Origin of the sequence: Pikeienuella sp., assembly GCF_046290545.1 — a bacterium.
Lineage (GTDB): Bacteria > Pseudomonadota > Alphaproteobacteria > Rhodobacterales > Rhodobacteraceae > Pikeienuella.
Genome location: NZ_JBKAGV010000014.1, coordinates 1 through 12536 on the forward strand (window position 1 = coordinate 1; position 12536 = coordinate 12536).

Annotated in this window: 12 protein-coding genes and 1 pseudogene; 10 read left to right on the forward strand and 3 right to left on the reverse strand. The window is 66.6% G+C overall.

All coding sequences use genetic code 11. The features are described 5' to 3' along the window. The first annotated feature begins 744 nt into the window (after positions 1-744). Positions 745-2094: a site-specific integrase gene (locus tag ACE37J_RS11515; RefSeq protein WP_409711396.1), complete on the forward strand. Its 1350-nt coding sequence runs from the start codon at positions 745-747 to the stop codon at positions 2092-2094. Beyond that, positions 2091-2225: a hypothetical protein gene (locus ACE37J_RS11520; protein WP_409711397.1), complete on the forward strand. Its 135-nt coding sequence runs from the start codon at positions 2091-2093 to the stop codon at positions 2223-2225. The genes ACE37J_RS11515 and ACE37J_RS11520 overlap by 4 nt, the downstream gene beginning before the upstream one ends. 304 nt (positions 2226-2529) lie before the next feature. Here ACE37J_RS11520 and ACE37J_RS11525 read toward each other — a convergent pair whose 3' ends face one another. After that, the gene (locus tag ACE37J_RS11525) at positions 2530-3093 is read right to left on the reverse strand and encodes a hypothetical protein (protein ID WP_409711795.1); all 564 of its coding nucleotides are present in this window, start codon (positions 3091-3093) and stop codon (positions 2530-2532) included. Positions 3094-3157: 64 nt separating this feature from the next. Continuing rightward, positions 3158-3475, reverse strand: a pseudogene (locus ACE37J_RS11530) (DNA cytosine methyltransferase); the annotation flags it as partial. Positions 3476-3644: 169 nt separating this feature from the next. Here ACE37J_RS11530 and ACE37J_RS11535 point away from each other — a divergent pair. The 4 genes from ACE37J_RS11535 to ACE37J_RS11550 all read left to right on the forward strand — a co-directional run bounded on the left by ACE37J_RS11535 (position 3645) and on the right by ACE37J_RS11550 (position 9120). Next, on the forward strand, positions 3645-4004 hold the full coding sequence (locus tag ACE37J_RS11535; RefSeq protein ID WP_409711398.1) for a hypothetical protein: 360 nt from the start codon (positions 3645-3647) through the stop codon (positions 4002-4004). Positions 4005-4115: 111 nt separating this feature from the next. Beyond that, positions 4116-4529 carry a FixH family protein gene (locus tag ACE37J_RS11540; protein ID WP_409711399.1) on the forward strand — a complete coding sequence of 138 codons (414 nt, stop codon included), beginning with the start codon at positions 4116-4118 and terminating at the stop codon, positions 4527-4529. Next, positions 4526-5965 carry an efflux RND transporter periplasmic adaptor subunit gene (locus tag ACE37J_RS11545; protein WP_409711400.1) on the forward strand — a complete coding sequence of 480 codons (1440 nt, stop codon included), beginning with the start codon at positions 4526-4528 and terminating at the stop codon, positions 5963-5965. Before ACE37J_RS11540 ends, ACE37J_RS11545 begins: the two co-directional genes overlap by 4 nt. Next, positions 5962-9120 (forward strand): efflux RND transporter permease subunit, encoded by a 3159-nt coding sequence (locus tag ACE37J_RS11550; RefSeq protein WP_409711401.1) that lies wholly within the window; start codon positions 5962-5964, stop codon positions 9118-9120. The genes ACE37J_RS11545 and ACE37J_RS11550 overlap by 4 nt, the downstream gene beginning before the upstream one ends. A gap of 292 nt (positions 9121-9412) precedes the next feature. On the opposite strand, the gene ACE37J_RS11555 is transcribed toward ACE37J_RS11550, so the two are convergent. Then, a complete protein-coding gene (locus tag ACE37J_RS11555; protein ID WP_409711402.1) occupies positions 9413-9829 on the reverse strand; it encodes a MerR family transcriptional regulator in 417 nt (138 codons plus the stop codon). Positions 9830-9905: 76 nt separating this feature from the next. On the opposite strand from ACE37J_RS11555, the gene ACE37J_RS11560 reads away from it, so the two are divergent. From ACE37J_RS11560 to merA, 4 genes are read left to right on the forward strand one after another with little or no spacing between them, the layout of a single operon-like run. Next, positions 9906-10295, forward strand: coding sequence for a mercuric transporter MerT family protein (locus tag ACE37J_RS11560; protein WP_409711403.1), 390 nt, complete (start codon positions 9906-9908; stop codon positions 10293-10295). A gap of 18 nt (positions 10296-10313) precedes the next feature. Beyond that, entirely contained in the window at positions 10314-10619 is a 306-nt protein-coding gene (locus tag ACE37J_RS11565; RefSeq protein WP_409711404.1) for a heavy-metal-associated domain-containing protein, read from the forward strand. A gap of 4 nt (positions 10620-10623) precedes the next feature. Further along, on the forward strand, positions 10624-10857 hold the full coding sequence (merF, locus tag ACE37J_RS11570; RefSeq protein ID WP_409711405.1) for a mercury resistance system transport protein MerF: 234 nt from the start codon (positions 10624-10626) through the stop codon (positions 10855-10857). Next, positions 10850-12286, forward strand: coding sequence for a mercury(II) reductase (merA, locus tag ACE37J_RS11575; protein ID WP_409711406.1), 1437 nt, complete (start codon positions 10850-10852; stop codon positions 12284-12286). Before merF ends, merA begins: the two co-directional genes overlap by 8 nt. The last annotated feature ends 250 nt before the right edge of the window (positions 12287-12536 follow it).

The following is a 12536-nucleotide window of genomic DNA, read 5'->3' on the forward strand; positions in this document are numbered from 1 at the left end:
GCATCGACGCCCCTGATCCAATGGACGTCGCTGTCGACGTCCTCAGAGACGTCTCATCGCAGATCAGACCGCGAAAATGCAGGCGGCCAAGAGCGGCCGGTTACCGTTCGGGCAGTTGCACCCGCCGGAGAATGTCGGCCCTTTGAGAGCCAATTTCGGCCTCCGCGCCGGAGCAGCAGTAACGCCTTCTCCGCCTTAACCATCGAAGACAACGGGAGTTTCCGGTCCTTGGCGAGGGCGGAGAGCGCGTTCTGTCGGGAGGTTGGCTGGGGAACCTGGATTCGAACCAGGACTAACGGAGTCAGAGCCATGTGCTGTTGCCATATAAATTTTAATGATTTCAGATGGTTGATAGACAATGCCCTTATTTTAGGCGGGATTGAAGCGCCACTGATGCCACTAATCGCGGCAATAGCCGTTAGTTGCGGCGGGGAAAATGCCTAAAAAATTACCGCAATTCGGCCTTGCGGTAGGATTGCGGTAGACGCCGGCGGGGCGTTTGCGGTAGGAATTGTGTGGGAGCGGCGCCCGGCTTGGCAATTGGACCAGGCGCCGCCCCAGGGTCGTAGGAGAAATCGCCCATGCGTCGAGTTGCGGAAGAGGGAGCCCGGTCCGGCGATGATCGGATGTGGCTCGATCCGCGGGTTCCGCGCCTTGGCGTCTTTCTGCGAGCATCTGACAAGAACCGCCGGGCGGCGACGACCAATCCCCGCCCTCCCATCAATGCGTGCTTTGGAGACGCAGATGAAGATACTGTTCACTAATACGGCGCTGGACAAGATAAAGCCGCAATCGAAAATCCAATACTATACGGATACGCAGTTCAAAGGGCTTCAGCTCAAGGTGTCCACGGCCGGGCGCCGTAGTTTCCTATTCCAGAGATGGATCGGCGGGAAGTTGAAGAAGACGGTCCTGGGCGTCTTCGATGCCGAGACGTTCGGCGTCGAAGAAGCCCGAGCCGCGGCCCGCGAAGAAGAGCGTCGAGATCAGTTGGGCGCATCAAGGCCGCAACCGGCGCCCTCGCCCAAGACGGGGTCGATACCGAAGACATCGGAGAACGCCCCTTTGGCGCCGTCCGACATGACGGCGGTCTCGAGCATCCCGCAGGACCCGGACCTCTTCGTATCCGTAGCGGATGCGATGCGGGCCTATTGGGAAGAAAGGCATCCTCAATGGGCAGAGACAACGCGCGCCAATGCACTGCCCGTCTGGCGCCGGATCATAGCCGCCTTCGAGCTCGTTCCGATTGCCGATCTCTCGAAGCGGGGGCTTGAGGCGTTCCTCAATAAGGAGCCGAACCTGAAGGTCCGAAAGCGCCTGCGCGTGCAGGTGGCGGCCTTTGCGCGGTGGTATTCGGAGCGGTCCGACAGCACCGCGAACCTCATTCCGAGCCAGATCAAGGCGTTCAGCCGTGCCGAGAAGACGGCGTTGAAGGTCAACAATGAGCGGTTCCTCGGGCTCGGCGAGTTGTCCCGGCTGATGAAGGGGCTGACGATTTATCAGAGCGGGATGGATCGGCGATATGCTGGATTCATGATCTTTCTTCTGGCGACAGGGCTGCGGTTGAGCGAGGCCGCCGATATCGAAATGAGTGAGTTCTCGGCTGACCGCACGAGCCTGACGATTCCCGGAGAACGGATGAAGGTGGGAGCCGCCCATCATGTGCATCTTTCGGAGATGGCGCTGCGGGGATTGGAGATCGCCGGGGCGATCCACGAAACAGGGCGCATCTGGGGCTATGATCCCGCGGGGAACGTCTCGAAGTGGAGGCAGCTAAAGCTCGAAGCAATCGCCGATGCGCCCTTCGTGCAGCATGATTTCCGCAGAACGATCCCGACCCATCTGACGGACCTCGGCGTTCTCCCGCATGTTTGCGATGCGATCCTCTCCCATACGATCAAGGGCGGCGGAGTGACCGCCGTCTATAACCGCAGTCTGATGGTCGTGGAGCGAAAGGAGGCTCTGGACCTATGGAGCGATCTGCTTGTGTGGCTGGAGTGCCGGTTCGAGAAGCTCCCGGATATGTTCGATGCGCCGCTGCGCGATCAGTTCCGCGCGTGGCGGGCGGTGCGCAATGCCGAAGTCGCCGCATGAAGGACCGGCCGGAGCCTCGGCCGGACGGCGCGGAGGACGACGGCTGGACCCGTCGCAAGAAGGCGATCCGTGAAGGCGTCTTCCAGCGCGTCGGCGGCGGCCGTCCAACCGCCGCCGAGCGCAAGCGTTAGGAAGAGCTCTACCGCGAGTGGATCGAAGCGGGCCGTCCAGGAGACTTTCTCGGCTATGCCCATGCCCGCCGCGATTCGCCCCCCGACATGGGTTAAGTGCGCCCCCCCGGCGCGCCCCGCCAGCGCGGCGGAGCGGCGCGAGGAAGGGCGCCGAAGGCGCGCCCGTATCGTGAGGCGCGCCAGCGCCCGGCGCGCGCCCGTGCGGCGCGGCGCCCGGCGCAAGGCCGGAGGCGCCCCGCATAGGTCTATTTCCGGGCTCCCAGGCCCCCTCGCCGCAATGTCGAGATCGCGTCGCGGGCGGCGATCACGAAGGCTTCGGTTTGCAGCGCGCAAAGGCCGTTCCCGTAGGCGCGGACTCGTCCCACGCGGTCGGGAGTCGTTGAAGCCAGCGGGAATGAGCCGGGTTCAACAGGGCGCCACCGGTCGTCCCGGCAGAAGAGCCAGGCCTCATTTCGCCAGAAACCGTTAACCGGGCCGGGCCGACCAGGCGGGCCTTCTCGACGAGCGTAAGCCCCGGCTTTCGACCCCGTGCCGCCTTTTCGTCCGCCTCCTGGCCGCGTCCGTCGTTCGTGGTGGTGGCGGTGAGCCAGTGCGTCAGGGCCGCGATGGCGTTGAGCGTCGCCTGCTCCTTCGTCCCGTCGGCCTTCCGCCCCGTCGAGCTCATGCCTGGTGGCGCCGTCTGCCCGCTGTCCGCGTTGCCTTTCGTCGCCGTTGGCGACGCCGCGAGGAACCCCTGGCGCGCCAGCTGGTCGAGCCTCTGCTGGCCGTCCTCGCCCGCCTTCGCCAGGCCTGACGTGTCCATCCAGTCCCGCGACGACGGGCTGGTCCAACTGACCAGATGCGCCACCCGCGTCAGCGACCAGTCCAATTCCAGCTAGGTAAAGAGGTCCATCAGCAAAGGGTCGCGCCACGCCGTCGAGATCGACCGCGAAATAGTACAACCGGTGCCGGATGTGCGGCGCGCCGACGCTTGTCGCCGAGGTATTGCGCGCCACGCGGGCGTAATGCGCGAGCTCCAAGTCAGATAGAACAAGGTCGAGCAAAGCTGGGCCGTCGCTGTTCGATAGCTGCTCGCAAATGAGAACTTGAGTGCGATGCTCGCCGACATGTCCTCGGAGCTCGGGCCAGAGACGCCGCTCGTCTGCGACGGCCTTCCGCTTTCCGACGATGGAGAGAGGCTGGCACGGCGGGCTGGCGGTCCAGAGATGATCGCATATTCTGGCATCTTGCGGGTGTAGGAGCGGGCGCACGGAGGTTGAGCGTGCGTCCCGCAAGAGAGCAAGCGCCGAAGCTGCGTACCCTTAAATCCTGCCACTCAAGACTCTGCGACTCGATGTTTCCATGCGGTTCACGCAATGGTGTCATGCGCGACAAGGAATGCCGTTTACATCTTGCGCACAAGGCTGTTCTCATTTCGGTATGAACGCTGTCCTCAAGTTCCTCTGTGTTATTGCGTTTGTCGCCGCCTCGCTGGCCGCGACGCAGTCGCCCATGGCGATGAGCGCCACCGATACGGAACCGGTGATCATGAACGCCGAGATGTCGATGGCAGGCATGGATTGCTGCCCTGACATGTCAGCAGAAGAGTGCGACGAGCTCTGCCTGGTTCCAGCGCACTGTGCGGCCAAATGCATGAACGGCATCCTGGGGATCGTGGCTCAAGTCAGGCTCTTCGAACTTTCGGGTGTGGTCGATCCTACCTTGGAGCGGTCGCTGCGCGCGCGCGCCATGCCGCCACCCCCGCAGCCTCCAAAACATCGGATCTCCGCCGGCGCCTGAGCGCCGGACGCCGCTCGCGCGTTCCTTGCGCGGCGCGGCGGCGTCGCCCCCTTCGGTCGTCGCTCTTGTCGCGCGACCGCGGGTCACGAACTCCCTTCGGAGACTCACTTCATGAACCTGCCCTACTTTCTCGTCGCTCCGGCGGCTGCGCTCGCGCTCGCCCTCGGGTTATTCCTCGCCTTCCCGAAACCCCTAGCCGCCGATATCAGCGACTACGAGTTCCAGCTCGTCGAGCCGACCGCCGCGAAGGGCGACGGCGCGGTGATCGCCGTCCGTCTGGTGGACAAGCGGACCGGCGCGCTCGTTCCTGACGCCGTGATCTTCGCCACGCGGATCGACATGGCCCCGGACGGCATGGAAACGATGACCTCGCCGATCGAGGCGATGCCCTCGACCGAGCCGGGCGTCTATCTCTTCAGGACCGATCTGGTGATGGCGGGCGGCTGGCGGCTTTCGCTCGGCGCCAAGGTTCAGGGCGAGGAGGGCACGCTGGAGGCCCGCCTCGAACTGACGGCAACGCCGTGACCGGGGTTGCCCGGTCGGCGCTCGGCCTCGCCGCCCTTGCGGCGGCGGGGCTCGGCGGCTTCTGGGCTGGGGGCGGGCGGCTGCCCGTCCCCATGCCCGAGAGGCTCGTCGCGGCCTTCGCCGCGATCGCGCCTGATCCAGGCGCGCCGCCTCCGGGCCCGGACGCCGCGGCGGCGACAGGGCCCGTCCTCTACTGGCGCGACCCGGACGGGAGACCGGTCTGGTCGGCCGGGCCGAAGTCCACGCCGGACGGGCGCGCCTTCCTCGCCGTCCGCGCAGGCGAGGACCTCGGCTTCGATGAGCCGCCCGCGCCCGCGAAGGCGGAGAGGAGCGGCGCGCCGCGCATCCTATACTACCGCAACCCGATGGGGCTGCCGGACACCTCCCCGACGCCGAAGAAGGATTCTATGGGGATGGACTACATCCCCGTCTTCGACGGCGAGATCGACGAGGGGCCGGTCGTCGCGCTCTCGCCGGGCAAGCTGCAGCGCACGGGCGTGCGCACCGAAGTCGTGGAACGGCGCGCGCTGATCCGCCCCGTTCGCGCGCCCGGCGTCGTCGCGCTCGACGAGCGGCGCGTCACCGTCGTCGCGACCCGGAGCGACGCCTTCGTCGAGACCGTGGCCGACGTGACGACGGGCGCGCGCGTCAGCGCCGGCCAGGCGCTCGCCCAGGTCTATTCGCCGGAAATCTCCGCCGCCGCCGCGCTCTATCTGAGCGCGCTCTCTAGCGGCGACAAGCGCGCGATGGCCGGCGCGCGGCAGCGCGTCGTCAATCTCGGGATGCCCGAAGCTTCCCTCGCCGCGCTCGAGGCGGACCGGCAGGTCCCGCTCTCCCTCACCTGGACCGCGCCTTCGGACGGCGTGGTGATGGAACGGAACGCCGCGCCCGGCATGATGATGGAGGCGGGCATGACAATGTTCCGGCTCGCCGACATCTCGGTCGTCTGGGTGCTCGCCGAAGTGCCGGAATACGAGATCGGCGGCGTCGCGCCGGGCGCGCGGGCGGAGGTGCGGGTCCGGAGCCTGCCCTCGCGCCGCTTCGAGGGGCGGGTCGGGCTGATCTATTCCGAGGTCTCGCCCGACACAAGGACGGTGAAGGTGCGGATCGAGCTCGCGAACCCGGACGGCGCCCTCCTCGCCGACATGTATGCCGATGTCGAGATCGAGGCCGGCCCGGCGGCGCCGGTGATCGCCGCGCCGGACGGCGCCGTGATCGACGACGGCGAGCGCCAGGTCGTGCTCGTCGCGCTCGGCGAGGGCCGGTTCGAGCCGCGCCCGGTGACGCTCGGCGCGCGCGGCGGCGGCTATGTCGAGATCCGCTCCGGGCTCGAAGCCGGCGAGCGCGTGGTGACGGCGGCGAACTTCCTGATCGACGCCGAAAGCAACCTGAAGGCCGCGCTGAGCGCCCTCGCCCCCGCGGAGGATGCGGAATGATCGCCAACATAATCGCCTGGTCCGCCCGCAACCTCTTTCTCGTGATGATCGGCACGGTCTTCGCGGTCGGCGCCGGGCTCTGGGCCATCCGCACCCTGCCGCTCGACGCGATCCCCGATCTCTCGGACGTGCAGGTTATCGTCTACACCGAATATCCGGGTCAGGCGCCGCAGGTCGTGGAGGATCAGGTCACCTATCCCCTGACGACGGCGATGCTGACCGTACCGGGCTCGACCGTGGTGCGCGGCTTTTCCTTCTTCGGCGTCTCCTTCGTCTACGTGATCTTCGAGGACGGGACGGACCCCTACTGGGCGCGCTCGCGCGTGCTCGAATATCTCGACACTGCGGCGCGGGGATTGCCCGCCGGCGTCACGCCCGGCCTCGGGCCGGACGCGACCGGGGTAGGCTGGGTCTATCAATACGCTCTGGTTGCGCAAGAAATGACGCTCGCCGAGCTTCGCTCGCTGCAGGACTGGGTGGTGCGCTTCGGCGCCTCGAAGGCCGACGGCGTCGCCGAGGTCGCCAGCATCGGCGGCTTCGTGAAGCAATACGCGATCGTCGTCGACCCGAACCGGCTTCGCGCCGAAGGGATTACGCTGGACGGGCTCCGCGAGATGGTCGCGGCCAGCAACATGGATTTCGGCGGGCGCACAGTGGAGCTCTCCGAGTTCGAGTTCATGGTGCGCGGCCGCGGCTATCTCCGCGGCGTCGAGGACATCGAAAACATCGTGCTCCGCTCCGCCTCGGGCGCGCCGCTTCGGGTCCGCGACGTCGCGCGGGTGGAGCTTGCGCCCGACGAGCGGCGCGGCATCGCCGATCTCGACGGCGAGGGCGAGGTCGCCGGCGGCGTCGTGCTGCAGCGCCACGGCTCCGACACGCTGACCGTGATCGAGGGCGTGAAGGCGGCGCTGGCCGAGATCGGCTCCAGCCTGCCCGAGGGCGTCGAGATCGTGCCGGTCTATGACCGCTCGGCCCTGATCGAGCGGGCGATCGGCACGCTCACGGTTACGCTTATCGAGGAGAGCCTCATCGTCGCCGCGGTCTGCGTCGTCTTCCTCCTCCATCTCCGCTCGGCGCTGGTCGCGATCCTGATGCTGCCGGTCGGCATCCTGATCGCCTTCGCGGCGATGAAGGCGCTCGACATCGGGGCCAACATCATGAGCCTCGGCGGCATCGCCATCGCCGTCGGCGCGATGATCGACGCGGCCATCGTGATGATCGAGAACGCGCACAAGCATCTCGAACGCGCCGCGCCGGAGAAACCGCGAATCGAGGTGCTGATCGAGGCGGCGAGCGAGGTCGGCAAGCCGCTCTTCTTCAGCCTGCTCGTCATCACCGTCTCCTTCCTGCCGATCTTCACGCTCGAGGCGCAGGAGGGGCGGATGTTCGGGCCGCTCGCCTTCACCAAGACTTTCGCGATGGCGGCGGCGGCGTTCCTCTCGGTCACGCTGGTTCCGGCGCTGATGGTGATCTTCGTGCGTGGCCGGATCGTGCCCGAACATCGCAACCCGGTGAACCGGCTGCTGATCTGGCTCTACCGGCCGGTGATCCGGTTGGTACTTAGGGCGCGCGGCCTGACAATCCTCCTCGCGCTCGGGGCGCTCGCGGCGACGGCCTGGCCGGCCGGGCGGATCGGCAGCGAGTTCATGCCCGATCTCGACGAGGGCACGCTGATGTACATGCCGACGACGCTGCCCGGCCTTTCGGTGACGAAGGCGGCGGAGCTCCTCCAGATGCAGGACCGGATCATCCGGACCTTCCCGGAAGTCGCCTCGGTCTATGGCAAGGCCGGCCGCGCGCTGACCTCCACCGACCCCGCGCCTACCGAGATGTTCGAGACCATCATCAACCTTCGGCCGAAGGACGAATGGCGCGAGGGCGTGACGCTCGCCAGCCTCCGCGCCGAGATGGACCTCGCGCTCCAGTTCCCCGGCGTCTCCAACGCCTGGACGCAGCCGATCCGCGCCCGGATCGACATGCTGGCGACCGGCATCCGCACTCCTGTCGGGGTGAAGGTCTTCGGCGACGACCTCGCCGCGATGGAGCGGACCGCGCGGGAGATCGAAGCCGCGCTCCGCGAGGTGCCGGGCACGTCGAGCGCCTATGCCGAGCGGGTGATCGGCGGCTATTTCCTCGACATTGCGCCGGACCGGGCGCAGCTCGCCCGCCACGGCCTCACCATAGGCGACGTGCAGGCGGTGGTCGCGACCGCGCTAGGCGCTCGCATGGTGACGCGGACGGTCGAGGGACGGGAGCGCTACGACGTGGTGATCCGCTATCCCCGCGCGCTCCGCTCCGACCCTGAGTCGATCGCGCGCGAGGTCGCCGTCCCTCTGCCGGGCGGCGGCGCCGTTCCGCTTGGCGAGGTCGCCGAGATCTCGCTCTCGCGCGGACCGACCTCGATCCGGACCGAGAACGGCCGGCTCGCGGTCTACATCTTCGTCGACATCGTCGGGCGCGACCTCGGCGGCTATGTCGCCGAGGCGCAGGAGACGGTGCGGGCCGCGGTCGATCTGCCGACCGGCACCTACATCGCCTGGAGCGGCCAGTTCGAATATCTCGAACGCGCGAAGGCGAGGCTGATGATCGTCGTGCCGGTCACGCTGCTCATCATCTTCCTTCTGCTCTACCTCAATTTCCGGCGGCTGACCGAGACGCTGATCGTGATGCTTTCGCTCCCCTTCGCGCTGGTCGGCGGCGTCTGGCTGATGTGGTGGCTCGGCTTCAACATGTCGGTCGCGGTCGCGGTCGGCTTCATCGCGCTCGCCGGCGTCGCGGCGGAGACCGGCGTGATCATGCTGATCTATCTCGATCATGCGCTCGAGGAACTCCGCGCCCGCCGCGCCGCCGCCGGCATGGCGCTCACCCGCGCGGACCTCCGCGAGGCGATCATGGTCGGCGCGGTCGAGCGGGTGCGGCCGAAGATGATGACCGTGGTCGCGATCATGGCCGGGCTGATCCCGATCCTCTGGAGCGAGGGCGCCGGCTCGGAGGTGATGCAGCGCATCGCCGTGCCGATGATCGGCGGCATGGTGTCTTCAACCGTGCTGACGCTCGTGGTGATACCGGCCGTCTGGGGGATCGCGAAGAGCCGCGGTCTGCCGAGGGAAGTGACCTTAACGCCGGAGCGCATCGCCGTTAGCCCGGCTGAGTAGTGGTCTCGCACAGCAAAGCCGACTCTCAGCGACGCAAATACGCGACAAAATAGCGCAATGGATCCAGTCTTCGGATTGGCTCCATAAAGAAATGCCGGTGTATGCAATAATTTATCATGACTTATTATAAGAAAATAGACACACTCGGCATCTATGCTGTATTTTACTGGCTAGTAGAGCTGCTTGGGGGATCGGTGCTCGCGTATATAACCGCCAAATATTGGTTCACGCAAAATCAAGCGGGCCTGTGTAGTGATCCTGGCTCAGCCCGATCTTGCGAAGCCCGGCGTAGTCACGAGCCTTCGAGCGTTTCCAGAACCGGGCAGTCCGGGACATCCTCTCCAGAACATCGAGCCGCAGTCACTGAGAGCACTTTCTCTATCCGCCTGAGGTCTGCGATCTTCGCCCGCACATCCGCAAGGTGGCGCTCCGTCCGCTCCTTGACCTCGGCGCAGGTCGGCGCGGCGCCGTCTTCGAGCCCCATCAGCCCGCGAATGTCCTCCATGGAGAACCCGAGTTCGCGGGCGCGCAAGATGAAGCGCAAGCGCGTGGCGTGCGCGGCGGAATAGATCCGGTAGCCGGCGTCCGTGCGGGGCGGGTCAGGCAGCAGGCCGGTCTTCTCGTAATAGCGGATCGTCTCGATGTTGCAGCCGGTCGCCCGGGCCAGGTCGCCGCGTGTGAAGCCGCTCTCGCGCTCGTGATCTGTCATGGACAAGTTTTCCCTTGAGCCTGTAGTTCCTACAGACCCTACACCTCTCGTCAATCACAGGCGAGAGGTGCGCGACATGGCGCTGACAGACGACAGAACGGACAGCACGGGCGCGGATCACCCGGCCCAAAAGGGCTGGCTCGCGGCGGGCGGGGTGGTGGGCTCCTTTCTCGCCTCGGCCTGCTGCATCGGGCCGCTGGTGCTGCTGACCCTCGGCATCTCGGGGGCCTGGATCGGCAACCTGACGGCGCTGGAGCCTTACAAGCCGATCTTCGCCGTGATCGCGCTCGGCTTCATCGCGGTCGGGTTCCGGCAGGTCTATTTCCGCAAACCAACCGTCTGCGAGCCCGGTTCCTACTGCGCGCGCCCGTCCTCGGCGCGGATCACCAAGACCGCGCTCTGTGCCTCCCTGATCCTCGTTGTCGCGGCACTCACCATCGACTGGTGGGCCCCGCATCTCTACTGACCCCGAAAGGACATCCGCATGAAGAAGATCCTTGCACTCGCCTTGTTCGGCCTGACCGCCATCGCGCCGGTCACGGTCATCCCTGTTGCCGCGCAGACCGTCGCCGCCGAGCAGACTGTCACGTTCGCGGTCGACAACATGACCTGCGCACTCTGCCCGATCACCGTGAAGCGCGCGATGGAGGGCGTAGAGGGCGTGCGCGCCGTCGAGATCGACTTCGAGGCGCGCACCGCCACGGTCGTCTTCGAGACCGCCGCGACGAGCGCCGACGCTATCGCAATCGCATCGACCAATGCAGGCTACCCGGCGCGCGTCTCGGGCTGACGGAATGACCGGGCAGACCGACCGCAAGCTGATCGCGACAGGGATCGTAGGCACCGTCATCGCGGCGCTCTGCTGCTTCACGCCGGTACTCGTGGTGCTTCTGGGCGCCGTGGGCCTGTCGGCCTGGCTGGGTTGGCTCGACTGCGTTCTGCTGCCCGCGCTCGCGTTTTTCGTCGCACTAACCGTGTGCGCGGTCTGGAGACGGCAGCGGCGACTGAACACTCGAACGGATGGATGACCTGATGAAAGACGATTACTGCGCGCCCAAGGGCGATTTCGACCTTGCCGTGATCGGCGCCGGATCGGCCGGCTTCTCGGCCGCCATCACCGCCGCGGAAGGAGGAAAGCGCGTCGCGCTCATCGGGCATGGCACCATCGGCGGCACCTGCGTGAACGTGGGTTGCGTACCCTCCAAGGCGATGATCCGCGCAGCCGAGGCTCTACACGGCGCGCAGGCGGCGTCGCGGTTTCCTGGCCTCGTCGGCGAAGCGAAGGTCGCCGACTGGAACGCTCTCGTTGCGGCCAAGGACGATCTGGTCGCGACGCTGCGCCAGAAGAAGTACGCGGATTTGCTGCCGGGCTACGACGGTGTAACCTATATCGAGGAGGGTCCGGCGCGGCTCATCCCCGGCGGGGTCGAGGTCGGCGGGCGCCGGATCACCGCACCCAAGGTCATCGTCGCCACCGGCGGCCGACCCGCCGTGCCCGACATCCCTGGGGTCCAGGAAGCACTATCGCTCGACAGCACGTCGCTGCTGGAGCTGGACCGGTTGCCCGAGACCCTGATCTTTCTCGGCGGCGGCTATATCGGCGTGGAACTCGCGCAGATGATGGCGCGGATGGGCACCCACGTCACCATCGTCTGCCGCTCGCGCCTGTTGCCGCGCACCGAGCCAGAGGTGGCGCAGGCGCTCACCGAGGTCTTGCGCGCTGAAAGTGTCACGGTTCTTGACGGCGCAACCTATCATGCCGCGCGGCGCGACGGGGACCGTGCGGTGCTGACCGTGACGGAGAATGGCGCGGAGCGCGAACTGACGGCCGACCACCTCGTCCTGACGACGGGACGCGCACCCAACACCGAGGGGCTGGGCCTCGCGGAGATGGGCGTCGAGACCGACGCACGCGGTGCGATCCGGGTTGGCGACGACATGCAGACCACGAAGCCCGGCATCTTTGCGGCGGGCGACGTGACCGACCGCGACCAGTTCGTCTACATGGCCGCCTATGGCGCCAAGCTCGCTTCCCGCAACGCCGTGCTGGGCGGGGCGGAGCGCTACGAGAACGTAGCGATGCCCTGGGTGGTGTTCACCGATCCGCAGGTCGTCGGCGTCGGACTGACTGAACGCCGGGCGCGCGCGGCGGGTCATGACGTCAAGACCAGCGTGCTGGCTCTCGACAACGTGCCTCGCGCGCTCGCCGCCCGCGACACGCGCGGGCTGATCAAGCTCGTCGCGGACCGGGCGAACGACCGCCTGCTGGGCGGCGTGATCATGGCGCCGGAGGGAGCCGACAGTGTCCAGACGCTCGTCCTGGCGCTCAAGTTCGGCATGACGACAAAGTCGCTCGGCGAGACGATCTTCCCTTACCTCACCACGGTCGAGGGCGTGAGGCTCGCTGCGCAGACCTTCGACAAGGATGTGGCCAAGCTGTCCTGCTGTGCGGGATGAGACCGATTTCCGGTATCGATATCGACCCCGGACGTTGGCACTGGTTCGTGAATGGACATTGGATGAACCCGGCAGTATATCATTGAGAATGCGTAATCTCGCCTCGCTCATTGCCTTCGTGTTTCTTGCGGTGTTCGCCGCGAGCACGATTGTTCACGCGGTGAGTGCGAACGCGATGGCGTTGGACATGGCGATGGCCGACGGAGGCGCGATGTCGATGCCCGACTGTCAAGGCTGCCCCGAAGACGGC

Excerpts from the sequence above, each read along its gene's own strand:
- ACE37J_RS11515 (WP_409711396.1), top strand. The coding sequence starts at position 745 with ATGAAGATACTGTTCACTAATACGGCGCTGGACAAGATAAAGCCGCAA.
- ACE37J_RS11520 (WP_409711397.1), top strand. The coding sequence starts at position 2,091 with ATGAAGGACCGGCCGGAGCCTCGGCCGGACGGCGCGGAGGACGACGGC.
- ACE37J_RS11535 (WP_409711398.1), top strand. The coding sequence starts at position 3,645 with ATGAACGCTGTCCTCAAGTTCCTCTGTGTTATTGCGTTTGTCGCCGCC.
- ACE37J_RS11540 (WP_409711399.1), top strand. The coding sequence starts at position 4,116 with ATGAACCTGCCCTACTTTCTCGTCGCTCCGGCGGCTGCGCTCGCGCTC.
- ACE37J_RS11550 (WP_409711401.1), top strand. The coding sequence starts at position 5,962 with ATGATCGCCAACATAATCGCCTGGTCCGCCCGCAACCTCTTTCTCGTG.
- ACE37J_RS11555 (WP_409711402.1), bottom strand. The coding sequence starts at position 9,829 with ATGACAGATCACGAGCGCGAGAGCGGCTTCACACGCGGCGACCTGGCC.
- ACE37J_RS11560 (WP_409711403.1), top strand. The coding sequence starts at position 9,906 with ATGGCGCTGACAGACGACAGAACGGACAGCACGGGCGCGGATCACCCG.
- ACE37J_RS11565 (WP_409711404.1), top strand. The coding sequence starts at position 10,314 with ATGAAGAAGATCCTTGCACTCGCCTTGTTCGGCCTGACCGCCATCGCG.
- merF (WP_409711405.1), top strand. The coding sequence starts at position 10,624 with ATGACCGGGCAGACCGACCGCAAGCTGATCGCGACAGGGATCGTAGGC.
- merA (WP_409711406.1), top strand. The coding sequence starts at position 10,850 with ATGGATGACCTGATGAAAGACGATTACTGCGCGCCCAAGGGCGATTTC.